Genomic DNA, 26,348 nt, shown 5'->3' with positions numbered 1-26,348 from the left:
ATCAGCCCTGGTAACGCTGCAGGATCAGCGTGGCGTTGGTGCCGCCGAAGCCGAAGCTGTTGCTCATCACGGTGTTGAGCTGGGCGTCGCGGGTCTGGCGCTGGATCGGCAGGTCGGCCATTTCCGGGTCGATCTCCTCGATGTTGGCCGAGCCGGCGATGAAGCCGCCCTGCATCATCAGCAGGCAGTAGATCGCCTCGTGCACGCCGGCGGCGCCCAGCGAGTGACCGGACAGGCTCTTGGTCGAGCTGATGGCCGGTGCCCTGGCGCCGAACACTTCGCGCACGGCGCGGGCCTCGGCGGTGTCGCCGACCGGGGTGGAGGTGCCGTGGGTGTTGAGGTAGTCGATCGGCGCGCTGACGGTGGCCAGGGCCTGCTGCATGCAGCGCACGGCGCCTTCACCACTCGGTGCGACCATGTCGTAGCCGTCGCTGGTGGCGCCGTAGCCGACGATCTCGGCGTAGATCTTGGCGCCGCGCTTGAGTGCGTGCTCCAGTTCCTCGACCACCACCATGCCGCCACCGCCGGCGATGACGAAGCCGTCACGCTTGGCGTCGTAGGCGCGCGAGGCTTTTTCCGGGGTTTCGTTGTACTGGGTGGAGAGGGCGCCCATGGCGTCGAACAGGCAGCTCTGGCTCCAGTGCTCTTCTTCACCGCCGCCGGCGAAGACCATGTCCTGCTTGCCCATCTGGATCTGCTCCATGGCGTGGCCGATGCAGTGGGCACTGGTCGCGCAGGCGGAGGAGATGGAGTAGTTCACGCCCTTGATCTGGAACGGCGTGGCCAGGCAGGCCGACACGGTGCTGCCCATGGTGCGTGGCACGCGGTATGGGCCGATGCGCTTGACGCCCTTCTCGCGCAGGGTGTCGATGGCTTCCATCTGGTTCAGGGTGGAAGCACCGCCGGAACCGGCGATCAGGCCGACGCGCGGGTTGGAGATGTCTTCCGGGCTCAGGCCGGCATCCTTGATCGCCTGTTCCATCGACAGGTAGGCGTAGGCGGCGGCGTTACCCATGAAGCGCAGGACCTTGCGGTCGATCAGCTCTTCCAGGTTGAGGTCGACGGAGCCGGAAACCTGGCTGCGCAGGCCCATCTCGGCGTATTCCGGGTTGAAGCGGATACCCGCCTTGCCGGCGCGCAGGTTGGCGGAAACGGTGTCCTTGTCATTGCCCAGGCAGGAAACGATGCCCAGACCGGTGATCACGACGCGACGCATGCGGAAAATCCTTCAGAAGCTGTCGGTAGAGGTGAACAGGCCGACGCGGAGGCCTTCGGCGCTGTAGATCTCGCGACCATCGACGCTGACGTTGCCATCGGCGATGCCGAGGATCAGCGAGCGGTTGATGGTGCGTTTGATATGGATGTTGTAGGTGATTTTCTTGGCGGTGGGCAGCACCTGGCCGAAGAACTTCACTTCGCCGGAGCCGAGGGCGCGACCGCGGCCCGGATTGCCCTGCCAGCCCAGGTAGAAGCCGACCAGCTGCCACATGGCGTCGAGGCCCAGGCAGCCCGGCATCACCGGATCGCCTTCGAAGTGGCAGGCGAAGAACCAGAGGTCCGGATTGATGTCGAGTTCGGCGACGATTTCGCCTTTGCCGTATTTGCCGCCGGTTTCACTGATATGCACGATGCGATCGATCATCAGCATGTTGGGGGCGGGCAATTGCGCATTACCTGGGCCAAACAGTTCGCCGCGGCTGCAGGCGAGCAACTCTTCCCGGGTATAGGCGTTTTGCTGGGTCATGCGAACTCCTCAATGGTCCCCTCGGCGGGGCTAAGCTGCGCCGCGGGTTTTCTTGTGTAGCGGCAGACTAGTCATAGACTGTTGCGCTCCGGTGAAAGTCACAGCCTAGTGTGAACACCTGTATACCGGCTGTTCTTGTCATAAGTCATTTTTCGCTGCCCGGGATATTTTCCTGGCTGCGCTTGCCGAGCCAGCGCAGCAATACCCGTTCCAGGTCGGCACGCTTGAATGGCTTGGCCAGGTAATCGTTCATGCCGGCCTGCAGGCAGGCCTCGCGGTCACCCTGCAGGGCGTTGGCGGTCAGGGCGATGATCGGGGTGCCATTCTGCGGCATGTGCCGGCGAATCTGCCGGGTTGCCTCGTAACCATCCATGACCGGCAGGCGACAATCCATCAGCACCGCGGAGAAGCGCCGGGCATCGAAGCGCTGCACGGCCTGGGCGCCGTCGCCGACCAGGGTGACCCGATAACCCAGGCTGCGCAGCATGGCCTCGATAACGGTCTGGTTGACCGGGTTGTCCTCCACCAGCAGGACTTCCTGATCGCCGCCGCTCGCGACATCGTTCTGCGTCTGTGCCTGGACATCCTCGCTGCGCAGGCTGAACGGCAAAGGAATCTCCAGGGTGAATACCGAGCCGATGCCTTCCTCGCTGCTGGCATGCAGGGTGCCGCCCATGCGTTCGGCCAGGGTGCGGGCGATGGACAGACCGAGGCCGGTGCCGCCGTAGCGCCGCGAGATCGAGGTATCGGCCTGCTGGAAGGCATCGAACATGTGCTCCAGGCGCTCGGGGGCGATGCCGATACCGCTGTCGCGCACGGCACAGGTAAACCACAGCACCTCGTTGTCCAGCGGTTGCCAGCGGGTCTCGATGCGGATGCCGCCTTCCTCGGTGAACTTCAGCGCGTTGCCCAGCAGGTTGACCAGGATCTGGCGAATACGCGTCGGGTCGCCACGCACCTCGAAGTCCTCGAGCCCCGGCTGGCTCTCCAGGCGCAAATAGAGGCCGCGTTGTTGTGCACTGTGCTGGAACACCTGGATCGAGCCGAGCAGCAGGTCCTGCAGGCTGAAGGGGATGCGCTCCAGCTCCAGGGCGCCGCGCTCGATGCGCGAGAAGTCGAGGATGTCGTTGATCACCTTGAGCAGGTGTTCGGTGGACTCGGTCGCCAGGGCGGCATATTCCGCCTGTTCCTGAGTCATCTCGGTGGTTTCCAGCAGTTGCAACATGCCCAGCACGCCATTCATTGGGGTGCGCAGCTCATGGCTCATCATGGCCAGGAAGTCGGACTTGGCGCGGCTGGCCTGTTCGGCTTCCTCGCGGGTCTGAATCAGCTGCTGCATGGCCTCGCGCTGCTCGCGGCCGGAGCGTTCCAGCTCCACGGCCAGGCTGTTGATATGCCGGGCGAGGTCGCCCAGCTCGCCGCTGTCGGTCTCCTCCAGGCTGGGACGATAGTCGCCGGCCTTGATCGCCTCGAGGGTGCGGCCCATGGCGCTCAGCGGCCTGGCCAGGCGGCGTGCCAGCTGGCGGGCGAGGAAGAAGGTCAGCAGCAGGGCGACCAGGGCCAGCATCGTGGCCTTGAGCAGAATGGCCTGCTGCCGGCTGGTGAATGTCTCGTCGGACATGCCCACCACGACACGTCCCAGGTAGGTGGCGCTGGTTTCGCCGGCACGGCGGATGGGGGCATGGAAGACGTCGACGCTGGAGGTGGTGTCGGCGCGCGGCTGTTCGACATAGACCAGGATGTTCTCGCTCTGGTCGCGCACCTCGAGAAAGCGCACGTTGGGAGCCTGCAGGGTCGCACGCAGCAGGTTCTCCAGCGCCTGCGTATCACCGTTGGTGACGCCATGCACGGCGGCCGGGGCCAGCTGATTGGCCATCAACTGGCCGGTATGGTCGATTTCCTGGCGCAGGTCCTGCAGCCGCGAGTGGGTGAAGAACCCGGTCAGCAGCAGCGTCAGCAGCAGGGCGGGGCCCACGCTGATCAGCTGGGTGCGGGTGTGGATATCCCAGCGACGTCCGCACATCATGGCCGGCAATCTCCATGGTGAAGGCAGCGTGGCTGGGCAGCGGGAGTCTGAGCGTGGAGCATGCGCACGGAACGGCCTTGTTCTCTGGCGGAAAATCGCATGTTAACCGAGAAGACAGGCTTTGCCAGCGCGCTGGCTGGACCTGGATCACGTCTGGGACTGGCCGGTCGGGCAAGGCTTCGTGATAATGCGGCATCCTCCATCTGGATGGCTTTTCTGGAATTCCTATGACCGAGCAACAACCCGTTGCAGTACTGGGCGGCGGCAGCTTCGGCACCGCCATCGCCAACCTTCTGGCCGCCAACGGCCAGCGCGTTCTGCAGTGGATGCGCGATCCCGAGCAGGCCGAGGCCATGCGCACCCAGCGCGAGAACCCGCGCTACCTCAAGGGCATCAAGCTGCTGCCGGGGGTCGAACCGGTGACCGATCTGCCGGCGACCCTGGCCGCCTGCCAGCTGGTATTCGTGGCGCTGCCCTCGTCCGCCCTGCGCAAGGCCCTGCAGCCGGTCGCCGCGGGCCTGGCCGGCAAGCTGCTGGTGAGCACCACCAAGGGCATCGAAGCCGAGAGCTTCAAACTGATGAGCCAGATCCTCGCCGAAGTCGCGCCGCAGGCGCGTATCGGCGTGCTGTCCGGCCCCAACCTGGCCCGCGAGGTCGCCGAACATGCGCTGACCGCAACGGTGATCGCCAGCGAGGACGAGGAACTCTGCCAGCGCGTGCAGTCGGCCCTGCATGGCCGCACCTTCCGTGTCTATGCCAGCCGCGACCGTTTCGGCGTGGAGCTGGGCGGCGCGCTGAAGAACGTCTACGCCATCATCGCCGGCATGGCCGCTGCGCTGGGCATGGGCGAGAACACCAAGAGCATGCTGATCACCCGCGCGCTGGCGGAAATGACCCGCTTTGCCGTCAAGCTCGGCGCCAACCCCATGACCTTCCTCGGCCTGGCCGGGGTGGGCGACCTGATTGTCACCTGTTCTTCACCGAAGAGCCGCAACTACCAGGTCGGCTTCGCCCTGGGCGAAGGTCTGAGCCTGGAGGACGCCGTGGCGCGCCTGGGCGAGGTGGCCGAGGGCGTCAATACGCTCAAGGTGCTGAAGAACAAGGCGGAGGAATTGCAGGTCTACATGCCGCTGGTTGCCGGTTTGCATGCCATCCTGTTCGAGGGGCGCACCCTGGAGCAGGTGATTCAGGCGCTGATGCGCGGCGAGCCGAAGACTGACGTGGACTTCATTTCCCCCAGTGGTTTCTGATGAGGAGAGCGGCATGACTGACGAGAACAAGGAACTGGAGCGCGAGTCCATCGCCCTGCGCATCCTGTGGATGGTGATCTTCACCATCGTCTGGCAGCTGGCCGAGATCGTGCTCGGTGGCGTGGTTCTGCTGCAGCTCGGCTACCGCCTGTTCTACGGGGCGCCCAATGGCACCCTGCAGGGCTTCGGCGACAGCCTCAGCCAGTATCTGCAGCAGATCGGCCGCTTCGGCACCTTCAACACCGAGGAGAAGCCCTGGCCGTTCGCCGACTGGCCGACCCCGCGCGCGCCGCAGGACAACGAGCCGCACAGCATTCCGCCGGCGCCGCACCCGGTGCGCGACGAAGAACCTAAGCTGTGACCCTCTGGCTGCTGCGCCACGGCGAGGCCGAAGCGCGTGCGCGCAGCGATGCCGAGCGACCTCTGACCGAGCGCGGCCGCAAGGAAGTGCGCAGGAGCGCCGAGCGCCTGCGCGGCCGTCCGCTGCAGTACATTCTCGCCAGTCCCTACCTGCGCGCCCAGCAGACGGCCGAGATCGTGCGCGAGGTGCTCGGATTGGCGCTGCCACTGACAACTGTCGACTGGGCCACGCCTGACGACTCACCGCGCGACGCCGCCAACCGCCTCGACAGCTATCCCGGTCATTGTCTGCTGGTCAGCCACAACCCGTTGCTGGGCCAGTTGGCCGGCTTCCTCCAGCACGGGCACCTGCAGGAGACCCTGTTGCTGCGCACCGCCAGTCTGGTCGAGCTGGACGGCGCGGCGGCGATTCCCGGGCTGATGCAGCTGGCAGGGCTGTACCACCCGGAATAGAGCGCTTCTCTGCTCCCGTAACATTTCTTCACTTGCCGCACCTCCTGACGCATGGAATATTAAACCAAGCAAGTGCTTGGTTGCTCCCTGTGACAAAAACAATAAACAAGGAGGCCCCGTGGCCAGTGCAGTCCGTTTGCCGCTCGAGATGTTCTTCGAGCGTGAGTCGCGTCATCCGAACAAGACCTACCTGATCCAGCCCCTTGGCGCTGGTCAGGTGGAACAGCTGACCTGGGCCGAGGTAGGCGAGCAGGCCCGACGCGCCGCGAGCTGGCTGCGCAGCCTGGAGCTGGAGCAGGGCAGCAGAATCGCCATCATCTCCAAGAACTGCGCCCACTGGATCGTCGCCGACCTGGCCATCTGGATGGCCGGGCATGTCTCGGTACCGCTCTATCCCAACCTCACCGCCGAATCGGTGCGCCAGGTGCTGGAGCACGCCGAGGCCAGGGTGGCCTTCATCGGCAAGCTGGATGATTGGCCGGCCATGGCACCCGGCGTGCCCGAGGGCGTGGTGACCGTGTCGCTGCCACTGCATCCGCACGGTCGCTATGACCGCACCTGGCAGGACCTGCAGGGCTGTGCGCCGATCCAGGACCAGCCGAAACCGAGCGCCGAGCAGCTCGCCACCATCATTTACACCTCCGGTACCACCGGCATGCCCAAGGGGGTGATGCACAACTTCGGCAACTTCGGCTTCACCGCCAGTCACGCCACCGAGCTGTTCGGCGTGCGCGATGATGACCGGGTGTTGTCCTACCTGCCGCTGTGCCATGTCGCCGAGCGCATGTTCGTCCAGCTCAATTCGCTGTACAGCGGCTTGACCGTGTACTTCGCCGAGAGCCTGGACACCTTCGTCGCCGACCTGCGCCGCGCGCGGCCCACGGTGTTCTTCGGCGTACCGCGGATCTGGACCAAGTTCCAGATGGGCGTCTATTCCAAGATGCCGGCCAAGCGCCTGGACATGCTGCTGTCCATCCCGCTGCTCGGGCGTCTGTTCGGGCGCAAGGTGCTGCGCGGCCTGGGCCTGGACGCGGTGCGTTACGCGCTGTCCGGCGCCGCCCCGGTGCCCGATGCGCTGCTGGCCTGGTACCGGCGCCTGGGCCTGGAGCTGCAGGAGGTCTACGGCATGACCGAGAACTGCGGCTATTCGCACGTCTGCCGCCCCGGCAAGTTCAAGAAAGGCTGGATCGGCCAGAACAACCCGGGCGTCGAAGTGCGCATCAGCGAGGAGGGCGAGGTGCTGGTGCGCAGCGGCTCGACCATGCAGGGCTACTTCAAGGAGCCGGGCAAGACCGCCGAAGCGATCACCGAGGATGGCTTCCTGCGCACGGGCGACAAGGGTGAGCAGGACGCCGAGGGCAACCTGCGCCTGACCGGGCGGATCAAGGAAATCTTCAAAACCAGCAAGGGTAAGTACGTCGCCCCGGCGCCGATCGAGAATCGCCTGGCGGTGCACAACCATATCGAGCAGGTCTGTGTGGTCGGCGACGGCCTGCCGCAGCCTCTGGCCCTGTGCGTGCTGTCTGAAGCGGGGCGCAAGGAACCACGCGAGCACCTGGAAGGCAGCCTCAAGCGCCTGCTGGAGGAAACCAACCAGGTACTCGACAAGCACGAGCAGCTCAACGGCCTGGTGCTGGTGCCCGAGGTGTGGGCGGTGGACAACGGCTTCCTGACGCCGACGCTGAAGATCAAGCGGGCTTCGGTGGAGAGCGCCTATGGTCCGCACTTCAGTACCTGGGGGGAGCGGCGCGAGGGTGTGCTTTGGCACCAGTAGGCCGGGTGAGCATCTTGGGATGGGGGAGCTCTGATACCGCGCTGGCAAAACTGTGTGTACCTGATTCGGTGTCCAGCCGTTTTCCGAGCGAGCTGAATCCTCTGGTTTCGCCCCTTCCGGGCGAGTCACTTTCTCTTGTCTGGCCAAGAGAAAGTAACCAAAGAGAAGGCCACCCCGGCATCCGGCCCCGCCTGCGGCGCGGTTCCCTCCTTCCGACGCCCCTTCGGGGGCCGGCATACACGGGCCATCCTTGGCCCGCTATGCCTCTCGCCGCATCCCTGCGGCTCGCTCCCCTACGCGGCATCTCCACTCGGCCTCCTGACGGGGCGCCTTTTACTGCCTGATGGCTCGTATGAGAAAACCAAGAGCGAAAGAAAACCTTCAGACAACTCGGAGCCATAGTCCCCGTCAGAAGGCCGAGTGGAGGTGTTGTGCAGGGGGACGCGAGGCAGGACGCCGAGCGAGGAACGAAGGGACAGGGACGTCCCTTCGTGACGGCCCCCGGAGCGACACCGGAAGGAGGGAACCGCGCCGCAGGCGGGGCCGGATGTCGGGGGGCGCTTTCTTTTGCTTACTTTTCTTTGCGCAAACAAAGAAAAGTGAGTTGCCCGGCGGGGCGAAACGGGAAGTATCGGTAGGCTCGATAATCGGCTTGAAAGCAAATCCCTCCAGACTCACACAATCTTGCCAGTCCGGCACCAAGGCCTTGCTCCTTTTCACAGCAAAAAAAAGCCCGGCCATACGGCCGGGCGAAGCACTACTCCGCAGGAGCGAAGGGGATCAGGCAATCTCTGCCAAAGCTTGAATCTGTTGCTGCGCCGCCACCTCGCCGATCACCAGGATCGCCGGGCTCTTCAGCGCAAAATCGCTGGCCGCCTGCTGCATGCCGGCCAGGGTGCTGCGGCACTCGCGTTGCTGTGGCAGCGAAGCGTTCTCGATCATCGCCACCGGCATGTCGGCGCGCATGCCGCCGGCCAGCAGGCTGTCGCGTACTTCCGCCAGTTTCGCCACGCCCATATACACCACCAGGGTGGTGCCGCCCTGGGCCAGGGCCTGCCAATTGAGGCTGCTGTCGTCCTGGGTGTGGGCGGTGACCAGGGTCACGCCGCGGGCCACGCCGCGCAGGGTCAGCGGGATGCCGCACTGGGTGGCGCCGGCCAGGCCGGCGGTGATGCCGTTGACCATCTCCACCTCGATGCCGTGCTCGGCCAGCCAGCCGGCTTCTTCGCTGCCACGGCCGAAGATGCACGGGTCGCCGCCTTTCAGACGCACCACGCACTTGCCCTGGCGGGCGTAGCGCAGCATCAGGCGGTGAATGAAGGCCTGCGGCGTTGAGCGGCAGCCGCCGCGCTTGCCCACCGGCACCACGCGCGCTGCCGGGCAGTGTTCCAGCACGGCCGGGTTGACCAGGTCGTCGATCATTACGATATCGGCCTGTTGCAGGGCCTTTACCGCCTTGAGGGTCAGCAGTTCCGGGTCGCCGGGGCCTGCGCCCACCAGCCAGACTTTTGCACTCATGCTTCTACTCCTCAGGCTTGCACGGCGACGGCCGCCACGCGGGTGGCCAGCAGTCGCTTGATTTCCGGTACGCAGGAGCCGCAGCTGGTGCCGCATTTCAGCTCGTGCTTGAGGCCGTCCAGGTCCAGGCCGCGCTCGATGCCGGCGCACACCTTGTCCTGGCTGACGTTCATGCAGTTGCACAGCACCTTGCTGGCCTTGAGGCCGCCACCCGGTGGCGTCGGCAGTGGAGCGAGCAGCCAGCGGCGCAGGTCGGCGTCGCTGCTGCCCTGTTCCCACAGGCCCTTGAGCCAGTCGCGGGCGGCGATCTCACCGGCCAGGCGCACGGCGACGATGCGCCCGTCGACGAAGCGCACGCGCTTGCCTACGCCACGCCGGGCATCGTCATAGGCCATCACCGGCCCGGTATCGACGCCGAGCAGGGCGTCGATCGCAGCCAGCAGTGCGGCGTCCGGCGCCGCTTCAGCGGCGGCCTTGATCAGCAGGGCCGGGCGCTGTTCGCGGCCGGTGGGCGCCAGGCTGGCGTAGGCGAAATGCTCGAACAGCGGGCGCAGGGCCTCTAGGCGGCGCTGCACGTCGCCCTCGACCAGGGCGAAGAACTGCCAGGGCAGCTCGGCGCGCTCGACCTGCACGGCGCTGAGCTTCAGTTCCGGCTGCTTGGACAGCGGGTCGAACGCCGGCTGGGTCAGCACGTTGGTGCCCAGGCCCTTGAGGAAGCGGTCGCCCCAGTGCATCGGCAGGTAGGCCTGGCCCGGCTGCAGCGCCTCGTCGGCCTGTACCGGCAGGATCAGGCCGCCACGCCGGCTGCGCAGCTGGATCAGCTCGCCGGCCTGCAGACCACGGCGCTTCAGCTCGTCCGGGTGCAGGCCGAGCACCGCTTCCGGCGCATGGCCGAACAGCCGTGCGGCGGTGCCGGTGCGGCTCATGCCATGCCACTGGTCGCGCAGGCGCCCGGTGTTGAGCAGCAGCGGGAAGTCGCTCTCCGGGCGCTCCCGGCCCGGCACGAACGGGTCGGCGACAAAGCGGGCGCGGCCGTTGGCGGTGGGGAAGAGGCCGTTCGCGTAAAGCCGCGCGGTGCCCTGCTGGGCGCCGGCCGGGAAGGGCCATTGTTGTGGACCTTGGTCGTCCAGGATGGCGTAGCTGAGACCGGAAAGGTCCAGGTCGCGTCCCTGGGTCAGGTGCTTGTATTCCTCGAACAGCGCTTGTGCGCTGGCGAAGTCGAACAGGCTTGGCAGGCCGGGGCGTAGCTGTTGTTCCAGGCGGCGGGCGAAGTCACAGACGATCGCCCAGTCCGGCCGCGCCTCTGCGGGCGCTGGCACGGCGCGGCGCACATGGCTGATGCGCCGCTCGGAGTTGGTCACGCTGCCTTCTTTTTCTCCCCAGCTGGCGGCCGGGAGCAGAAGGTCGGCGTACTTACAGGTTTCGGTGGTGAAGAAGGCTTCCTGTACCACCACGAAGGGACAGGCGCTCAGGGCCTCGTGGATCTTCTGCTGGTCCGGCAGCGATTGCGCCGGGTTGGTGCAGGCGATCCACAGGGCCTTGATCGTGCCTTCGCGTACCGCCTCGAACAGTTCGATGGCGGACAGACCGGTGTTCGCCGGCAGGCTGTCCACGCCCCAGTAGCGCGCCACTTCGGCGCGGTGCTCCGGGTTGGCCGCCTCGCGGTGGCCAGGCAGCAGGTTGCTCAGGCTGCCGGTCTCGCGGCCACCCATGGCGTTGGGCTGGCCGGTGAGGGAGAAGGGGCCGGCGCCGACCCGGCCGATCTGCCCGGTAGCCAGGTGCAGGTTGATCAGCGCGCTGTTCTTGGCGCTGCCGGCGGTGGACTGGTTGAGGCCCATGCACCACAGCGAGAGAAAGGCCGGCGCCTGGCCGATCAGCGCGGCGGCGCGGCGCAGGTCGGCCACATCGATGCCGCACAGGCGCGCCACTTCGCTCGGCGGGTAGTCGGCCGCCAGCCCGCGCAGGGCCTCGAAGCCCTCGGTGTGAGCGTCGATATAGGCCGGGTCGTAGTCGCCGTTGGCCAGCAGCAGGTGCAGCAGGCCGTGGAACAGCGCCACATCGGTGCCTGGGGCGATGGCCAGGTGCAGGTCGGCCAGCTCGCAGGTGTCGGTGCGCCGTGGGTCGACGACGATGATCGTCATCTCGGGCCGCGCCGCCTTGGCCGCTTCCAGGCGACGGAACAGGATCGGATGCGCGTAGGCCATGTTGCTGCCGGCGATCAGCAGGCAGTCGGCCTGCTCGATATCCTCGTAGCTGCAGGGCGGGGCGTCGGCACCGAGGCTGCGCTTGTAGCCGACCACCGCCGAGCTCATGCACAGGCGCGAGTTGCTGTCGATGTTGTTGGTGCCGACCAGGGCGCGCGCCAGCTTGTTGAAGGCGTAGTAGTCCTCGGTCAGCAACTGGCCGGAGATGTAGAAGGCGACGCTGTCCGGGCCGTGCTCGCGGATGGTTTCGGCGAACACGCTGGCGGCGTGGTCGAGGGCGCTGTCCCAGCTGCTGCGGGCACGGGCCATGCCCTTGCCTAGGCGCAGCTCGGGGTAGAGGGCGCGGGCGTCGAGGTCGCCGGTCAGGTGCAGGGACGAGCCCTTGCTGCACAGGCGGCCGAAGTTGGCCGGGTGGCTGGGGTCGCCCTGCACGCCGAGGATCTTCTCGCCATCGTGCTCGATCAGCACGCCGCAGCCGACGCCGCAGTAGCAGCAGGTGGCTGCTGTGGTTTGCAGGGTCGCTTCAGGCACGGGCGGCATCCTTTTCGGCGAGGCCGGCGGCCTCCAGGCTGGCGCGACCGAACATCAGGTGGTCGCGCATGCGGCCGATGTCGACGCCCTCGCGGATCTGCTGGAAGTACCAGCTGCCGTCGAGGGTGTCGCCGTACAGGCAGCCGCCGACCAGCACGTCGTCCTTGATCACCAGCTTCTTGTACACGCTGCCGATGGGGTCGGAGAGGGTGATGGTCTCGGTGCCGTCGCCGCCCATGAAGTCGCCGGCGGAGAACAGCTCGATGCCGGTGACCTTGAGCTTGGTGGAGATCACCGAGCCCTGGTAGCGGGCGGTGCCGAGCATGGCCAGGTGATTGGCGCAGACCTGCGCCTGCTCGAACAGCGGCGCGACCAGGCCGTAGGCGATGCCGCGGTGGTTGGCGCATTCGCCGACCGCGTAGATGCGCGGGTCATAGGTCTGCAGGCAGTCGTCGACGAGGATGCCGCGGTTGCACGGCAGGCCGGCTTTTTCCGCCAGTTCGGTGTTGGGGCGCACGCCGGCGGCCATCACCACCAGGTCGGCGGGAATGGTGTCGCCGCTCTTGAATTGCACGGCGCAGACGCGGCCGCTGCCGTAGTCGTGCAGCTCCTCGGTCTGTTCGTTGAGGCGGAAGCGAATGCCGCGCGCCTCCAGCGCCTGTTTCAGCAGCTCGCCGGCGGTACGGTCGAGCTGGCGCTCCAGCAGCCAGTCGGCCAGGTGCACCACTGTCACGTTCATGCCGCGCTGGCGCAAGCCATTGGCCGCCTCCAGGCCGAGCAGGCCGCCGCCGATGACCACGGCATGGCTGTGGGTGCGCGCGGTCTGCATCATCATCTCGGTGTCGGCGATGTCGCGGTAGGCGATCACACCTTCCAGGCGGTTGCCCGGCACCGGCAGGATGAAGGGGTTGGAGCCGGTGGCGAGGATCAGCCGGTCGTACTGCGCGGTACTGCCATCGTCGGCGGTGACCACGCGCTTCTTGCGGTCGATGGCCACCACCTTGCGCCCCAGGCGCAGGTCGATGCCGTGCTGCTGGTACCACTCGATGCCGTTGAGCACGATGTCGGCGAAGCTCTGTTCGCCGGCCAGCACGGGGGAGAGCAGGATGCGGTTGTAGTTCGGGTGCGGCTCGGCGCCGAACACGGTGATCTCGTACAGGTCCGGGGCGAGCCGGAGCAGCTCCTCCAGGGTTCTGACCCCGGCCATGCCGTTGCCTACCATCACCAGCTTGAGTTTGTTCATGCCGGTCCTCTCCTGTGTGAAATCGTAAAAACTGTCGGCAACAAAAAAGGCGTCCCGCTAGTGCTCTAGCGAGGACGCCTTTGTCCTTGTCCCGATCGATCGGGAGGCAGTGCCTTCTACGTTGAGGGCGCCGCCTTTATGTACTGTCGAATGAGTTATTGCAGACCTCGTGCCAACTTTTTCGAAGCCCGGTTTTCGGGCTTTCAGCGGCTCTCTGTCGAGGTTTTTGGTGGTTTTGCGCACCCGTATAAAGCGATGCTGCGTCGTTGTGGTGCGGTTTGCTGTAGGGCGGGTGAAACCCGCGCCCATAACTCGCGGGTTTCACCCGCCCTATAGAAAAGCGACCAGCAGGATCAGGTTGAGCAGCAGCGAGGCCAGCGCCACGCCACGCCAGACCTTCAACGGCTCGCGCTCGAGCAGTGGGCGCGGGCGTACGTTCAGCGCCTGGCGTTCGCCCTGTTCGACCACCAGCAGCCACTCCTCGGCGGTTTCGAAGCGTTCGCCGGGGCTGGCGGCGACGGCGCGCAGCAGGCAGTCGTCGAGCCAGGCCGGGATATCCGGGCGGTAGCGGCTGGGCGCGGCCGGCTTGGCGAAGCGCGGGTGCTGGAAGGCCTCGATCTCGCCATAGGGGTAGTGACCGGTGAGCAGGCGATAGAGGGTGACCCCGGCGGCGTAGAGGTCCTGCTGGCGATCCGGGGCGGCGCCGGCAAAGGCTTCCGGGGCGATGTAGCTGGGCGTGCCGGGCAGCGCGTGCTGCTCGTCGCGCGACAGGCCGGGGCAGTAGGCCAGGCCGAAGTCGAGCAGGCGCAGCTCGCCGTCGTCGCACCAGAGCAGGTTCTCCGGCTTGATGTCGCGGTGCAGGATGTTGCGCCGGTGCAGCAGGCCCAGGGCCTTGAGCAGGCGCGGCGCCAGGTCCAGCCATTCCGGCAGGCCCAGCGGGCCGTACAGGCGCAGGTGTTCGGCCAGGGTCTGCCCGGCGTATTCGCGCTGCACGTAGTAGAGGTGCTGGCGCTGCGGCAGCGCATGGGCCTCGGCGAAGTGGCGGCCGGCCACGCGGCGCAGGAACCATTCCTCCAGCAGCAGGGCCGCGCCGGCCTGGGCCTCGTCGTGGCGGCTGGTCGGCAGGGTCTTGAGCAGCCAGCGCCGGGCCTGGGCATCACGCACCCGGTACACCAGCGACTGGCGCGACTCGGCCAGCAGGCGCTCGACCTGCCAGCCCTCGAAATCCTGGCCCTCGCGCAGCTTGGGCGGCAGCGGCCACTGCTGCAGCTGGGCCAGGGTGTCGGCCAGGTCGTTGTCCGGCAGCGCGTCGACCTGCACCAGCACGGCGCTGGCGTTGTCCTGGCTGCCGGCCAGGTGAGCAGCGGTGACCAGCGCCTGGCAGGCGGCGGTCGGGTCGTGCTCGTCCCGCAGCAGGCTGTGGATGCCAGCGTCGCCCAGGGTTGACCAGACGCCGTCGCTGACCAGCAGGTAGCGCTCGCCCTCGCGCAGCTCGCCCTCCAGGTAGTCCACCACCAGGTGCTGATCCAGGCCCAGGGCGCGCTTGAGCACATGCTGCATGCCCGGCTGCTCCCACACATGGTCCTCACTGAGGCGCTCGAGCTGGCCGCCGTGCAGGCGGTAGGCGCGGCAGTCGCCGACATGCGCCAGGGTGAAGCGGCGGCCGCGCAGGATCAGGGCGGAGAGGGTGGTCAGCAGCGGCTGGCCGCCGCTGCCGGCCTGCAGCCAGCGGTTGTGCGCTACCAGCAGGCGGTCCAGCGATTGCGCCACGGCCCAGGTCTCGGGGGTCGAGTAGTAGTCCAGCGCCAGGGCCTGCAGGGTGGCGCGGGCGGCCAGGCCGCCGTCGGCGCACTGGCTGACACCATCGGCCAGGGCCAGCAGGTAGCCCTTGCTGGCTGCCAGGGCGGGCGCCGGAGTGACCACGCGGATGGCGTCCTGGTTTTCCGGGCGCGGGCCGGTGGCGGTGGCTTCGCCGAAGCTCAGTTGCAGGGCCATGCGGATTCTCTTGTTGTGCAAAGGGCGCCAGTCGGCGCCCGAGGGTATGCAAGTCGGTTGAGACAAAGGCCGAGCCGCTCAGCCTCCCAGGAGTGTTGCCACTCCACCTTTCCTGACCAGTGCGAGGAGTCTGTGGTTGCCCCGCCTTTGTCGCAACCGACCTGCGCGACGCCGGGCAGGGAGCCCGGCGCCGAACACAGGTTTATACGCGGGCGGCGGTCACCGCAGCCGAACCCCAGGTGGTGCGCCAGCGCAGCTTGACGCCGTGCAGGCCGAACCAGGCCAGCACGCCCAGGCTGGCGAACAGCCACAGGCCCAGCTGGTAGTCGCCGGTGGACTGCTTGATCGCGCCGAGCCCTGCGGTCAGGCAGAAGCCGCCGATGCCGCCGGCCATGCCGATCAGCCCAGTCATCACGCCGATTTCCTTGCGGAAACGCTGCGGCACCAGCTGGAACACCGCGCCGTTGCCGGCGCCCAGGCTTAGCATGGCGACCACGAACAGGCCCAGGGCGGCGTAGGCGCTGGGCAGGTTGAAGCCCACCGCAGCGATGCAGATGGAGGCGCAGGTGTACATCACCAGCAGCGAGCGGATGCCGCCGATGCGGTCGGCCAGGGCGCCGCCCAGCGGGCGCATCAGGCTGCCGGCGAACACGCAGGCGGCGGTGTAGTAGCCGGCCTTGACCGGATCGAAGCCGTACTGGTCGTGGAAGTAGCCGGGCAGGGTGCTGGCCAGGCCGAGGAAGCCGCCGAAGGTGATGCTGTAGAAGAACATGAACCACCAGCTGTCGCGGTCGCCAAGGGCCTTGAGGTAGTCGGCCATGGACTTGGGCGCCGGACGCTCGGGAGCGTTCTTGGCCACGCTGGCGAAGATGATCAGGGTCAGCACCAGCGGGATCAGCGCCAGGCCGAACACGTTGCTCCAGCCGAAGGCGGCGGCCAGGCCCGGGGCGAACAGGGCGGTCAGCACGGTGCCGGAGTTGCCGGCGCCGGCGATGCCCATGGCCTTGCCCTGGTGCTGCGGCGGGTACCACTGCGAGGCCAGCGGCAGGGCCACGGCGAAGGAGGCGCCGGCGAAGCCGAGGAACAGGCCGAGCAGCAGCGCCTGCTCGTAGCTGTGGATGCCGTGCTGCCAGGCCACCGCCAGGGCGGCGATGACGATCACCTGGCCGATCAGGCCGGCGCTCTTCGGCGAAGTACGGTCGGCCAGCAGGCCCATCAGGAAACGCAGCACGGCGCCGGCCAGGATCGGCGTGGCGACCATCATGGCGCGTTGCTGGGTGGTCAGGCCCAGGTCGCTGGCGATCTGCACGCCCAGCGGGCCGAGCACATACCAGACCATGAAGCTCAGGTCGAAATAGAGGAACGCGGCGAACAGCGTCGGTGCGTGGCCGGCTTTCCAGAAACTTGTATTCATCCAACACCTCATCATCGAGTTAGAGTCCCGCCGGCGGCGCGGCGACGTGATCGTGGGCACGTCGCCTGGCCGCCAGTGGGAGAAGCCCGGCGCTTGTGGCGCCCGGCCCGGTGGCCGAAGCCACAGCCAGGTTTGAGAGAGTGACCGGCTGGCGCCCGGATCGCGGCGCGCCAACCTCCCCATGCGCTGGGGCTGAAACGCAAAAGGCGCCGCACCACGGACCGCGAGAGCGGAGGAGGTGCGACGCCTTTGTCGTATCGGTGGCAACCGCCGTTGGATGCCTGTGACAGGGCTACAGCAATACTCGGGCCAAGGCTGGCGAAGCCCTGCAAACAGGGATTCCCTGCGCTGGCGTCGGCCTGGTCCGGCTCAATACGGTGCGCCGCCTGGATGCGGCGCACTGAGTCGGGGCGGTGTCAGGGCGCGGGTGGGGCGGGGAACAGCACGGCCGGGCCGGCCGGCGTCTGGCCCGGCGCCAGCGCTGCCGGGGCGGGCTGTCCGGCTTCGCCGAGCTGGACGACGAAGCGGTGGATGCTGCGTAGATCGTCCTCTTCCATGATGCGCAGGGCATGGTTGGGCATCGGCGGACGATAGGCAGCCTGGCGCGCCAGCTGCAGCCACTGCTCCTCGCTCAGTCTGGGCAGGATCAGGCGCAGGTTGCTGGCGTAGGTGGTGCCCCAGGGGCCGCTCCAGCCCAGGGTGTCGCCGAGCAGCCAGGCCTGCTCGGGAGTCTTGTCCGGCGCCAGCAGGTAGCCGGCCGTGTGGCAGTCGTTGCAGCCCGCTATCTGCAGCAGATAGCGGCCGCGTTCCGGCGATGGGTCGGCCAGGCTGCTCAGGGGCAGGGCCAGCAGGGTGGTGAGTAACAGGAGTCGGTGGGGTTTGCGCATGTCAGGCTTCTCGAGGGTGCGCCTCTGGGCGGGCGCTACTTGTGTAAACCTAGAGCGTTCACCGAGCGTTCGCCAACTACAGCCAGTTCACCTCGGGGAATTTGGCCTGGAACTCGACCGGCATGGCCGTGACCTTGCCCAGGGCGTAGTCGAAGAACACGAAACCGGACTTGGCCAGCGCGATCAGCGTGGCATCGGCGGGGCGGGTGATGCGGAAGATGATGTCGCCACCGTAGCGGTTGAAGTCCATCACGCCGACCTCGAACAGCAGCTGATCGCGGGCATGGGCTTCGGCGCGGTACATGGTGGCGAGGTCGGTGACTATGATGCCGGGGCCGCTTTCGGCCGTTTCGCGAATGCCGTGATCGAACAGAAAGCGCGCACGGGCCTCCGAGATCATCGAGATCATGGCATCGTTGCTCAGGTGGTTGGCCGCGTTGATGTCGGTACTGCGCACCGTCATAGGGGTCTGGTAGCGGAACTGCTGCTGGGAAAAATCGAGCTGGAGACGGGCCATCGCACTTGCCTGGGGGTAAGGGGCGGCCAGTCTAACCGGCTATCGCGAGTTGGGGGTTGCATGGATTGGGGGATGCTGGCGCAGGCCGGCTTGTGGGGAATAGTCGCGGCCAGCAGCCTGTTGCTCGGGGCCCTGCTCGGGGTACTGCTGCGCCTGCCGCAGCGCGTGGTAGCGGCGCTGATGGCCTATGGCAGCGGGGTGCTGATCGCCGCGCTGTGCTTCGAGCAGATTCCCGAGGCGCTGCGCCTGGGCGGCCTGGCGCCGACCCTGTGGGGCCTGCTGGCCGGTGGCCTGTGCTTCGTCGCCGCCAACGAGTGGCTGGAGCGTCAGGAGCGCCATCAGCGCGGCCGCGAAGCCGGCGGGCAGACCCACATGGCCGGCCTGCTGATTGCTGCCGGCGCTTTCCTCGACGGCATTCCGGAGTCCGTCGGCCTGGGCCTGGGGCTGCTCGACGGCGGCCAGGTCAGCCTGATGCTGCTGGTGGCGATTTTCCTCTCCAACCTGCCGGAAGGCCTGGCCAGCGCCGCTGGTCTGCGTGCCGAGGGTCGCAGCCGGCGTTATGTGTTCCGCCTGTGGGGTGGCATCGTGCTGCTCTCGGGCATCGCCGCCATGGCCGGGCCGGGACTGTTTGCCGGCCTGTCGCCGCACTGGCTGGCGGTGGCCCTGGGGTTCTCCGCCGGTGCGGTGCTGTGCATGCTGGTCGATGCGATGATTCCCGAGGCGTTCGCCGAAACCCACGCGCTGACCGGGCTGATCACCCTGACCGGGTTCATGACCGCGCTGGCGCTGGACAAGGCGATCTGACCTGGCGCGTGGCTTCCGCTACAATGCGCGGCGTTTTTGACTTGCCAGTGAGCCCGCCATGTCCACCCCGATCATCGTTGCCCTCGACTTTCCTTCCCGCGATGCGGCCCTGGCCCTGGCCGACCGCCTCGACCCGCAGCTGTGCCGGGTCAAGGTCGGCAAGGAACTGTTCACCCGCAGCGGCCCGGCGGTGGTCGAGGCCCTGCAGGCCAAGGGTTTCGAGGTGTTCCTCGACCTGAAATTCCACGATATCCCCAACACCACGGCGATGGCGGTCAAGGCCGCCGCCGAGCTGGGCGTGTGGATGGTCAACGTGCACTGCTCCGGCGGCCTGCGCATGATGGCGGCCTGCCGTGAGGAGCTGGACAAGCTGGCCGGCCGCAAGCCGCTGCTGATCGGTGTGACCGTGCTGACCAGCATGGAGCAGCAGGACCTGGCCGGCATCGGCCTGGACATCGCGCCGCAGGAGCAGGTGCTGCGCCTGGCCGGCCTGGCGGCGCAGGCGGGCATGGACGGGCTGGTCTGCTCGGCCCAGGAGGCGCCTGCGCTCAAGGCCAGCCATCCGGCCCTGCAGCTGGTCACTCCGGGCATTCGTCCGGCCGGCAGCAGTGCCGATGACCAGAAGCGCATCCTCACGCCGGCCCAGGCCCTGGCCGCCGGCTCCGACTATCTGGTGATCGGTCGCCCGATCAGCCAGGCCGCCGATCCGGCCCAGGCGCTGGCCGACATCGTCGCCGAGCTGGGCTGATCTCTCCATCCACAAGAGTGATGAAGCGCCGGTAGCCTTCATCACTCTTCTGGATGATCCTGCACATCGCACCCTGATAGTGCTGCTCGTCTTCTGCCTCGCTGGCTAGACTTCGCCCGATTTCAACTCCTGCGAGGATGCAGACATGAGCATGACTTTCTCCGGCAAAGTAGCCCTGGTCACTGGCGGTGCTGCCGGCATCGGCCGCGCTACCGCCCTGGCATTCGCCGCCGAGGGCCTGCAGGTGGTGGTTTCCGACGTCGACGTCGCGGGCGGTGAAGGCACCGTGCAGCTGATCCGCGACGCCGGTGGCGAGGCAGTCTTCGTGCGTTGCGACGTGACCCGCGAGGCCGAGGTCAAGGTGCTCATGGAGCGCACCCTGGGCGCCTATGGTCGCCTCGACTATGCGTTCAACAACGCCGGCATCGAGATCGAGAAGGGCAAGCTGGCCGAAGGCAGCGAAGCCGAGTTCGACGCCATCATGGGCGTCAACGTCAAGGGCGTGTGGCTGTGCATGAAGCACCAGCTGCCGCTGCTGCTGGCGCAGGGCGGTGGTGCCATCGTCAACACCGCCTCCGTCGCCGGCATCGGTGCCGCGCCGAAGATGAGCATCTACGCCGCCTCCAAGCACGCGGTGATCGGCCTGACCAAGTCTGCCGCCGTGGAGTACGCGAAGAAGAAAATCCGCGTCAACGCCGTGTGCCCGGCGGTGATCGACACCGACATGTTCCGCCGTGCCGCCGAAGCCGACCCGAAGAAGGCCGAGTTCGTCGCCGCCATGCACCCGGTCGGTCGTATCGGCAAGGTCGAGGAAATCGCCGCCGCCGTGCTTTACCTGTGCTGCGACGCGGCAGGCTTCACCACCGGCCATTCGCTGGTGGTCGACGGCGGTGCGACCGTCATCTGAGCCGCCCCGGTCAGCCTGTCGTGCAGGCTGACCGCTAACGCCTTCAGTCCTCCGCCAGGTGCCGTGCCCAGGGGCTGCGGCGGATTGCCCATTTCTCCAGTTCGGCCAGGCCGAACACCAGAACGCCGGCCAGCAGCACCTTCAGCCAGTCGTCGCCGGCCAGGCCGGTGGAGCCGAATATGGCCTGCATCGGCGCGGCGTAGGTGAAGGCCAGCTGCAGCGGCACGCAGGCAGCGATGGCCAGCAGGGCGTAGGGGTTGCCGAACAGCCCCGCGCGGCTGGCCACCGGGGCGAGGATGAAGCGGCTGTTGAGCAGATAGAACATTTCCGCCATCACCACCGCGTTGACCGCCATGGTGCGGGCGCATTCGACGCTGGTGCCGGCCTGCAGCTCCCAGTAGAACAGGCCGAAGGCGCCGAGCATCATCAGCACCGAGACGAACAGCACGCGCCAGATGAAGAAGCCCGACAGCAGCCGGCTGGACGGTGAGCGCGGGCGCCGCGCCATCACGTCGCCTTCCGCCGGCTCGAAGGCCAGGGCCAGGCCCAGGGTGGCGGAGGTGACCATGTTGATCCACAGCACCTGGGCCGGTGTCAGCGGCAGGGTCAGCTGCAGCAGGATGGCGGCGATCACCACCAGCGCCTCGCCGCCGTTGGTCGGCAGCATGAACAGGATGAACTTCTTCAGGTTGTCGTAGACGGCGCGGCCCTCGCGCACGGCATGGGCGATGCTGGCGAAGTTGTCGTCGGCCAGCACCATGTCGGCGGCCTCCTTGGCCGCCTCGGTGCCCTTGTTGCCCATGGCCACGCCGACGTCGGCGCGCTTGAGCGCCGGCGCATCGTTGACCCCGTCACCGGTCATCGCCACCACCTGGCCATCGTCCTGCAGGGCGCGCACCAGGCGCAGCTTGTGCTCGGGGCTGGCGCGGGCGAACACGTCCACCTCCATCACCACGCGGCGCAGCGCGGCATCGTCGATCAGCGCCAGCTCGGCCCCGGTCATGGCCGGCTTGCCGACGCCGATGGCCAGCTGGGCACCGATGGCACGGGCGGTCTCGGCGTGGTCGCCGGTGATCATCTTGACCCGGATGCCGGCGCGGTGGCACTCGGCCACGGCGGCAATTGCCTCCTCGCGCGGCGGGTCGATGATGCCGACCAGGGCGAGCAGGGTGAAGCCGCCCTGCATGTCGTCCATGTGCAGGCTGGCGCCGGCCGGGGCGGCGCGTTTGCACGCCAGGGCCAGCAGGCGCAGGCCCTGGGCGGCGGTGTCGGTGGCCATGCGCCGCCAGTAGTCGGGATCGAGTGGTTGCTCGTGGCTGCTGTGGCCGAACTGGCGGTCGCACATGTCCAGGATGCGCTCCGGCGCGCCCTTGACCAGCAGCCAGTCCTGGCCCTGCAGGTCGCGGTGATGGGTGGCCATGAAGCGGTGCTGCGACTCGAAGGGGATGCTGTCCAGGCGCGGCCAGGCGGCGGCGCAGCTGTCATGCTGGAGTGCGGTCTTGTTGCCCAGCACCAGCAGGGCGCCCTCGGTGGGGTCGCCCTCGACATGCCAGACATCGTCCTCGACGCGCATACGTGCGTCGTTGCACAGCACGCCGCTGCGGATCGCCAGCTCCAGGGCCGGGTAGTGGCCGACCTCGACATGCCGGCCGTCGACGCTGAGGCTGCCGACCGGGGCATAGCCGACCCCGCCGACGTCGAACACGTGGCCGGCGCAGACCACGCGCTGCACGGTCATCTCGTTGCGGGTCAGGGTGCCGGTCTTGTCGGAGCAGATCACCGTCACCGAACCCAGCGTCTCGACTGCCGGCAGGCGCCGCACGATGGCCTGGCGGCGCGCCATGCGCTGCACGCCGAGGGCCAGGGTGACGGTCATGATCGCCGGCAGGCCCTCGGGAATCGCCGAGGCGACCAGCGCCACCACCATCATGAACATCTCTTCCGGGGCGTGGCCGCGCCACAGCGTACCTAGGATGAAGGTGAGGGCGCCGATGCCAAGTATGGCGATGGCCAGGGTGCGGCCGAAGCGGTCGATCTGCCGCAGCAGCGGCGTGGCCAGGGCGCGCACGCCGGCCAGCAGATGGTTGATGCGGCCCAGCTCGGTGGCGGCGCCGGTGGCCACCACCACGCCGGTGGCCTGGCCGTAGACCACCAGGGTGCCGGAATAGGCCATGCCGTGGCGGTCGCCGAGCGGCGCGTCGGCGGCGACTGCCGCGGTGTCCTTCTCCACCGGCAGGGATTCACCGGTCAGCGCCGCTTCCTCGACGCGCAGCTCCTTGCACTGCAGCAGGCGCAGGTCGGCCGGCACGCGGTCGCCGGAGGCCAGCAGCACCAGGTCGCCGGGCACCAGCTCGGCGGCGTCGATTTCCATGCGCCGGCCGTCGCGGATCACCGTGGCGCGCGGCGAGAGCATGGCGCGGATGGCATCCAGCGCGTTCTCCGCCTTGCCTTCCTGGATGAAGCCGATCAGCGCGTTGATCACCACGGCGGTCAGCAGCACGCCGGTGTCGACCCAGTGGCCGAGCAGGGCGGTGACCAGCGCCGCGGCCATCATCACGTAGAGCAGGATGTTGTGGAACTGCAGCAACAGACGCTGCAGCGGGCCGCGCCGCCGGGGTGGCGCCAGGCGGTTGGGGCCGTGCTGGCGGCGGCGCCGCTCGATCTCGGCACTGCCGAGGCCGCCAGGCGGCGTAGCCAGCCGCTGCTGCGCCTCTGCGCCGCTCAGGGCATGCCAGGGATGGGGCTGATCGCTCATGGTGCCGTTCCTTCGCGTCTTCACTTCGCCTCAGCCTGGGCAAACCGCGCCGGCCCTTTGTTGACTCAGGACAAGGCTAGCGGGATGAACGGCGCCAGGCCGCTGGCGATTTTTTTGCATTCTGTTACGACAACCCGTTTCCTTGGCCTGAAAAGCCAGTTACAAGGCTTGGCCGGCTCGTCAAGAATCGCTGGCCAGACAGTTCCGGAGAACAACAAGAATGACCGCAAGTGCCTTGAATACCCTGTTCCTGCCCATCGCCCTGGGCATCATCATGCTAGGGCTGGGCCTGTCGCTGACCCTGGCGGATTTCGCCCGGGTGGTGAAGTTTCCCAAACCGGTACTGATCGGCCTGGGCTGCCAGCTGCTCCTGCTGCCGCTGGTGTGCTTCTTCATCGCCAAGGGTTTCGGCCTCGCCCCGGCCCTGGCGGTCGGCCTGATGCTGCTGGCGGCCTCGCCCGGCGGCACCTCGGCCAACCTCTACAGCCACCTGGCGCACGGTGACGTGGCGCTGAACGTGACCCTGACCGCGGTGAACTCGGTGGTGGCCATCCTCACCATGCCCTTCATCGTCAACCTGTCGCTGGCCTATTTCATGGAGGCCGACCAGGCCCTGCCGCTGCAGTTCACCAAGGTGGTGCAGGTGTTCGCCATCGTCCTCGGCCCGGTGGCCATCGGCATGGTCATTCGCAAGCTGGCGCCGGGTTTCGCCAATGCCATGGAAAAGCCGGTAAAGATCATTTCCGCGCTCTTCCTGGTGCTGGTCATCGTGCTGGCCTTCATCAAGGACTGGCAGACGGTGGTGGACTACGCGCCGGTGGTGGGCCTGGCCGCGCTGCTATTCAATCTGATCAGCCTGGCCGTGGGCTATGGCGTACCGCGCCTGATGAAGCTGCCACGCCGCCAGGCGGTCGCCATCGGCATGGAGATCGGCATTCACAACGGTACCCTGGCGATTGCCCTGGCGCTCAGCCCGATGCTGCTGAACAACCCGACCATGGCGGTGCCGGCGGCCATCTACAGCTTCATCATGTTCTTCACTGCCGCCGCCTTCGGCTGGTGGGTCAACTTCGCCCACGGCAAGGAGCTGGCGGCCGAGGAGGCTCAGGCGGCCTGAAGATGCCGCGCAAAAAAAGCCCGGGACTTGCCCGGGCTTTTTCGTTTCCGATGCTTTGCTACGGGAGGAAGGTGCGGCGCCTGGTCCCCTCTCCCTAGTCCTCTCCCCGAGGGGAGAGGGGACGGCCAGAGCATGCCGTTCAGATTTTGCTTGGCCCGGATACAGTCCGCAACAGACGCTACTTCCTCCAGTTCAGGATCAGCAGGGTCACGGCGCCGCCGACCAGACCCCAGAAGGCCGAGCCGATGCCGAGCAGGGTCATGCCCGAGGCGGTGATCATGAAGGTCACCAGCGCGGCGTCACGCTCGGCCGGTGCCTGCATGGCCTGCGCCAGGCCATTGCCGATCGAGCCGAGCAGGGCCAGGGCGGCGATCGACAGGATCAGCGCGCTGGGCAGGGCGATGAACAACGCGGCCAGGGTGGCGGCGAAGATGCCGGCGAGGCCACAGAACACGCCGTTCCACAGCGCGGCGGTGTAACGCTTGCGCTTGTCTTCGTGGGCCTCGGCGCCGGTGCAGATGGCGGCGCTGATGGCGGCCAGGTTGATGCCGTGAGAACCGAACGGCGCCAGCAACAGCGAGGCAATGCCGGTGGTGGCGATCAGCGGTGAGGGCGGCACGGCGTAGCCGTCGGCACGCAGCACGGCGAGGCCGGGAATGTTCTGCGAGGCCATGGCCACCACGAACAGCGGGATGCCGATGCTGATCGCCGCGTTCAGCGAGAAGCTCGGCGTGGTCCACACTGGTACCGCCATTTCCAGGCGGACCTGGCTGAAGTCGAGCAGGCCCTGCGCAGCGGCCACGCCCGTGCCCACCAGCAGCGCGGTAAGCACGGCGTAACGCGGCGCCAGGCGCTTGCCGAACAGGAAGGTGAAGAACATCGCCAGCACCAGCAGGGTGCTGGTCTGCGCGGCGACGAAGATTTCGCTGCCGATGCGGAACAGGATGCCAGCCAGCAGCGCCGCCGCCAGCGAGGCGGGCAGGTGACGCATGACCCGCTCGAAGGCGCCGGACAGCCCGAGCAGGCTGAGCAGCAGGGCGCAGACCACGAAGGCGCCGATTGCCTCCGGGTAGCTCACGCCCGGCATGCTGGTGATCAACAGCGCGGCGCCGGGTGTCGACCAGGCGACCACGATGGGCGTGCGGTAGCGCAGGGACAGCGCCACGGTGCAGATGGCCATGCCGATCGACAGCGCCCACAGCCAGGAAGCGATCTGCGCGGCATTCAACCCGGCGGCCTGGCCGGCCTGGAACATCAGCACCAGCGAGCTGGTGTAGCCGGTGAGCGCCGAGACGAAGCCGGCCACCACGGCGGAGGGCGCGGAGTCGGCCAGCGGGCGCAGACGGGGAGAGGTGTCCATGGCTTCCAGGGTCATCACAGGCTTCCCTTGACGTCGATCAGAATAGGGTAGAGCGAGGCCACCAGCAGCAGGGCCATGCCGATATTGAAGGCGCGCAGCACACGCGGACGATCCAGCCAGCGCCGCAGCAGGCTGCCGGCCACCGTCCACAGGCCGACGCTGGGGCAGTTGACCAGGGCGAACAGGGCGGCGATCAGCAGCACGTTGACCAGGAAACCCTCCTGCGGCGTGTAGGTGGTGATGGCGCCGATGGCCATGATCCAGGCCTTGGGGTTGACCCACTGGAAGGCCGCGGCCTGGAGGAAGGTGAAGGGCTTGCCGGTGGCCTTGCCGTCGGCATCCGGTGCGCCGCTGGCGGCGATCTTCCAGGCCAGGTACAGCAGGTAGGCGGCGCCGCCATAGCGCAGCGCGGTGTACAGCGGCGGGAACTGCTCGAACAGCTGACCGAGGCCCAGGCCGACGGCGGCCACCAGCAGCATGAACCCCAGGCTGATGCCGAGCATGTGCGGCAGGCTGCGGCGGATGCCGAAGTTCACCCCGGAGGCGAGCAGCATCATGTTGTTGGGGCCGGGCGTCACCGAGGTGACGAAGGCGAAAAGGATGAAGGCGAGCAGCAGTTCCGAGGTCATGGCGATTCTCCGTGGATGCTGGCAGCCTATGCGCAGCCCGCCCGGGCGTCGCGGTACAGCGGTCTCGACAATGGTCGGTACAGTTTTTCGCGATCCTTGTGGCGGTATGGAC

20 protein-coding genes and 1 pseudogene are annotated in these 26,348 nt (G+C 67.5%); 8 read left to right on the top strand and 13 right to left on the bottom strand.

Annotated elements, in window-relative coordinates; all coding sequences use genetic code 11:
* Position 1 precedes the first annotated feature (1 nt).
* From fabB to PA6_RS07005, 3 genes are all read right to left on the bottom strand, one after another.
* Complete coding sequence (gene fabB, locus PA6_RS07015) at positions 2 to 1,216, bottom strand: beta-ketoacyl-ACP synthase I (RefSeq protein WP_021700204.1); 1,215 nt, start codon at positions 1,214 to 1,216, stop codon at positions 2 to 4.
* Positions 1,217 to 1,228: 12 nt separating this feature from the next.
* Positions 1,229 to 1,744: a 3-hydroxyacyl-[acyl-carrier-protein] dehydratase FabA gene (fabA, locus tag PA6_RS07010; protein WP_021700203.1), complete on the bottom strand. Its 516-nt coding sequence runs from the start codon at positions 1,742 to 1,744 to the stop codon at positions 1,229 to 1,231.
* A 145-nt stretch (positions 1,745 to 1,889) separates the two neighbouring features.
* Positions 1,890 to 3,770, bottom strand: coding sequence for an ATP-binding protein (locus PA6_RS07005; RefSeq protein ID WP_021700202.1), 1,881 nt, complete (start codon positions 3,768 to 3,770; stop codon positions 1,890 to 1,892).
* A gap of 227 nt (positions 3,771 to 3,997) precedes the next feature.
* On the opposite strand from PA6_RS07005, the gene PA6_RS07000 reads away from it, so the two are divergent.
* The 4 genes from PA6_RS07000 (at position 3,998) to PA6_RS06985 (ending at position 7,607) form a co-directional block, all read left to right on the top strand.
* The gene (locus PA6_RS07000; protein ID WP_021700201.1) at positions 3,998 to 5,020 is read left to right on the top strand and encodes an NAD(P)H-dependent glycerol-3-phosphate dehydrogenase; all 1,023 of its coding nucleotides are present in this window, start codon (positions 3,998 to 4,000) and stop codon (positions 5,018 to 5,020) included.
* A 13-nt stretch (positions 5,021 to 5,033) separates the two neighbouring features.
* Entirely contained in the window at positions 5,034 to 5,381 is a 348-nt protein-coding gene (locus PA6_RS06995) for a DUF4389 domain-containing protein (RefSeq protein WP_021700200.1), read from the top strand.
* Positions 5,378 to 5,833 carry a phosphohistidine phosphatase SixA gene (gene sixA, locus PA6_RS06990; protein ID WP_021700199.1) on the top strand — a complete coding sequence of 152 codons (456 nt, stop codon included), beginning with the start codon at positions 5,378 to 5,380 and terminating at the stop codon, positions 5,831 to 5,833. The genes PA6_RS06995 and sixA overlap by 4 nt, the downstream gene beginning before the upstream one ends.
* Positions 5,834 to 5,951: 118 nt before the next feature.
* Positions 5,952 to 7,607, top strand: a complete 1,656-nt coding sequence (locus tag PA6_RS06985) for an AMP-binding protein (RefSeq protein ID WP_021700198.1) — start codon at positions 5,952 to 5,954, stop codon at positions 7,605 to 7,607.
* Positions 7,608 to 8,387: 780 nt separating this feature from the next.
* Here PA6_RS06985 and cobA read toward each other — a convergent pair.
* From cobA to PA6_RS06950, 7 genes and pseudogenes are all read right to left on the bottom strand, one after another.
* Positions 8,388 to 9,125 carry a uroporphyrinogen-III C-methyltransferase gene (gene cobA / locus PA6_RS06980; RefSeq protein WP_021700197.1) on the bottom strand — a complete coding sequence of 246 codons (738 nt, stop codon included), beginning with the start codon at positions 9,123 to 9,125 and terminating at the stop codon, positions 8,388 to 8,390.
* Between the two features lie 11 nt (positions 9,126 to 9,136).
* Positions 9,137 to 11,860, bottom strand: coding sequence for a nitrate reductase (locus PA6_RS06975; RefSeq protein ID WP_021700196.1), 2,724 nt, complete (start codon positions 11,858 to 11,860; stop codon positions 9,137 to 9,139).
* Between the two features lies 1 nt (position 11,861).
* Positions 11,862 to 13,103, bottom strand: a pseudogene (locus PA6_RS06970) (NAD(P)/FAD-dependent oxidoreductase); the annotation flags it as partial.
* Positions 13,104 to 13,433: 330 nt separating this feature from the next.
* Positions 13,434 to 15,098 (bottom strand): bifunctional protein-serine/threonine kinase/phosphatase, encoded by a 1,665-nt coding sequence (locus PA6_RS06965; RefSeq protein ID WP_021700194.1) that lies wholly within the window; start codon positions 15,096 to 15,098, stop codon positions 13,434 to 13,436.
* Between the two features lie 202 nt (positions 15,099 to 15,300).
* Complete coding sequence (locus PA6_RS06960) at positions 15,301 to 16,512, bottom strand: MFS transporter (RefSeq protein ID WP_021700193.1); 1,212 nt, start codon at positions 16,510 to 16,512, stop codon at positions 15,301 to 15,303.
* Positions 16,513 to 16,928: 416 nt separating this feature from the next.
* On the bottom strand, positions 16,929 to 17,399 hold the full coding sequence (locus PA6_RS06955) for a hypothetical protein (protein ID WP_021700192.1): 471 nt from the start codon (positions 17,397 to 17,399) through the stop codon (positions 16,929 to 16,931).
* Between the two features lie 76 nt (positions 17,400 to 17,475).
* The gene (locus PA6_RS06950) at positions 17,476 to 17,916 is read right to left on the bottom strand and encodes a thioesterase family protein (protein ID WP_021700191.1); all 441 of its coding nucleotides are present in this window, start codon (positions 17,914 to 17,916) and stop codon (positions 17,476 to 17,478) included.
* Between the two features lie 60 nt (positions 17,917 to 17,976).
* Between PA6_RS06950 and PA6_RS06945 the strand changes: the two genes are divergently transcribed.
* From PA6_RS06945 to PA6_RS06935, 3 genes are all read left to right on the top strand, one after another.
* Positions 17,977 to 18,720, top strand: coding sequence for a ZIP family metal transporter (locus tag PA6_RS06945; protein ID WP_043216390.1), 744 nt, complete (start codon positions 17,977 to 17,979; stop codon positions 18,718 to 18,720).
* A 58-nt stretch (positions 18,721 to 18,778) separates the two neighbouring features.
* Entirely contained in the window at positions 18,779 to 19,468 is a 690-nt protein-coding gene (gene pyrF / locus PA6_RS06940; RefSeq protein WP_021700189.1) for an orotidine-5'-phosphate decarboxylase, read from the top strand.
* 145 nt (positions 19,469 to 19,613) lie between these two features.
* Positions 19,614 to 20,375 (top strand): SDR family oxidoreductase, encoded by a 762-nt coding sequence (locus tag PA6_RS06935; RefSeq protein WP_021700188.1) that lies wholly within the window; start codon positions 19,614 to 19,616, stop codon positions 20,373 to 20,375.
* A gap of 43 nt (positions 20,376 to 20,418) precedes the next feature.
* Here the strand turns inward: PA6_RS06935 and PA6_RS06930 are convergent, their stop codons facing one another.
* Positions 20,419 to 23,130, bottom strand: coding sequence for a cation-transporting P-type ATPase (locus tag PA6_RS06930; RefSeq protein ID WP_021700187.1), 2,712 nt, complete (start codon positions 23,128 to 23,130; stop codon positions 20,419 to 20,421).
* A gap of 220 nt (positions 23,131 to 23,350) precedes the next feature.
* Between PA6_RS06930 and PA6_RS06925 the strand changes: the two genes are divergently transcribed.
* Positions 23,351 to 24,247 carry a bile acid:sodium symporter family protein gene (locus tag PA6_RS06925; RefSeq protein ID WP_021700186.1) on the top strand — a complete coding sequence of 299 codons (897 nt, stop codon included), beginning with the start codon at positions 23,351 to 23,353 and terminating at the stop codon, positions 24,245 to 24,247.
* Between the two features lie 178 nt (positions 24,248 to 24,425).
* Here the strand turns inward: PA6_RS06925 and PA6_RS23930 are convergent, their stop codons facing one another.
* Entirely contained in the window at positions 24,426 to 25,622 is a 1,197-nt protein-coding gene (locus PA6_RS23930) for a benzoate/H(+) symporter BenE family transporter (protein WP_021700185.1), read from the bottom strand.
* Positions 25,622 to 26,236 (bottom strand): LysE family translocator, encoded by a 615-nt coding sequence (locus PA6_RS23925; protein ID WP_021700184.1) that lies wholly within the window; start codon positions 26,234 to 26,236, stop codon positions 25,622 to 25,624. The genes PA6_RS23930 and PA6_RS23925 overlap by 1 nt, the downstream gene beginning before the upstream one ends.
* Positions 26,237 to 26,348: the final 112 nt, after the last annotated feature.

The sequence above is a fragment of the Aquipseudomonas alcaligenes NBRC 14159 genome (genome assembly GCF_000467105.1).
Taxonomy (GTDB): domain Bacteria; phylum Pseudomonadota; class Gammaproteobacteria; order Pseudomonadales; family Pseudomonadaceae; genus Aquipseudomonas; species Aquipseudomonas alcaligenes.
This window is presented reverse-complemented; position numbering and strand designations above follow the sequence as displayed.

Bases quoted from the DNA above. Each gene is read 5' to 3' on its own strand.
- fabB (WP_021700204.1), bottom strand. From the start codon at position 1,216: ATGCGTCGCGTCGTGATCACCGGTCTGGGCATCGTTTCCTGCCTGGGC.
- fabA (WP_021700203.1), bottom strand. From the start codon at position 1,744: ATGACCCAGCAAAACGCCTATACCCGGGAAGAGTTGCTCGCCTGCAGC.
- PA6_RS07005 (WP_021700202.1), bottom strand. From the start codon at position 3,770: ATGATGTGCGGACGTCGCTGGGATATCCACACCCGCACCCAGCTGATC.
- PA6_RS07000 (WP_021700201.1), top strand. From the start codon at position 3,998: ATGACCGAGCAACAACCCGTTGCAGTACTGGGCGGCGGCAGCTTCGGC.
- PA6_RS06995 (WP_021700200.1), top strand. From the start codon at position 5,034: ATGACTGACGAGAACAAGGAACTGGAGCGCGAGTCCATCGCCCTGCGC.
- cobA (WP_021700197.1), bottom strand. From the start codon at position 9,125: ATGAGTGCAAAAGTCTGGCTGGTGGGCGCAGGCCCCGGCGACCCGGAA.
- PA6_RS06965 (WP_021700194.1), bottom strand. From the start codon at position 15,098: ATGGCCCTGCAACTGAGCTTCGGCGAAGCCACCGCCACCGGCCCGCGC.
- PA6_RS06960 (WP_021700193.1), bottom strand. From the start codon at position 16,512: ATGAATACAAGTTTCTGGAAAGCCGGCCACGCACCGACGCTGTTCGCC.
- PA6_RS06955 (WP_021700192.1), bottom strand. From the start codon at position 17,399: ATGCGCAAACCCCACCGACTCCTGTTACTCACCACCCTGCTGGCCCTG.
- PA6_RS06950 (WP_021700191.1), bottom strand. From the start codon at position 17,916: ATGGCCCGTCTCCAGCTCGATTTTTCCCAGCAGCAGTTCCGCTACCAG.
- PA6_RS06945 (WP_043216390.1), top strand. From the start codon at position 17,977: ATGGATTGGGGGATGCTGGCGCAGGCCGGCTTGTGGGGAATAGTCGCG.
- pyrF (WP_021700189.1), top strand. From the start codon at position 18,779: ATGTCCACCCCGATCATCGTTGCCCTCGACTTTCCTTCCCGCGATGCG.
- PA6_RS06935 (WP_021700188.1), top strand. From the start codon at position 19,614: ATGAGCATGACTTTCTCCGGCAAAGTAGCCCTGGTCACTGGCGGTGCT.
- PA6_RS06930 (WP_021700187.1), bottom strand. From the start codon at position 23,130: ATGAGCGATCAGCCCCATCCCTGGCATGCCCTGAGCGGCGCAGAGGCG.
- PA6_RS06925 (WP_021700186.1), top strand. From the start codon at position 23,351: ATGACCGCAAGTGCCTTGAATACCCTGTTCCTGCCCATCGCCCTGGGC.
- PA6_RS23930 (WP_021700185.1), bottom strand. From the start codon at position 25,622: ATGACCCTGGAAGCCATGGACACCTCTCCCCGTCTGCGCCCGCTGGCC.
- PA6_RS23925 (WP_021700184.1), bottom strand. From the start codon at position 26,236: ATGACCTCGGAACTGCTGCTCGCCTTCATCCTTTTCGCCTTCGTCACC.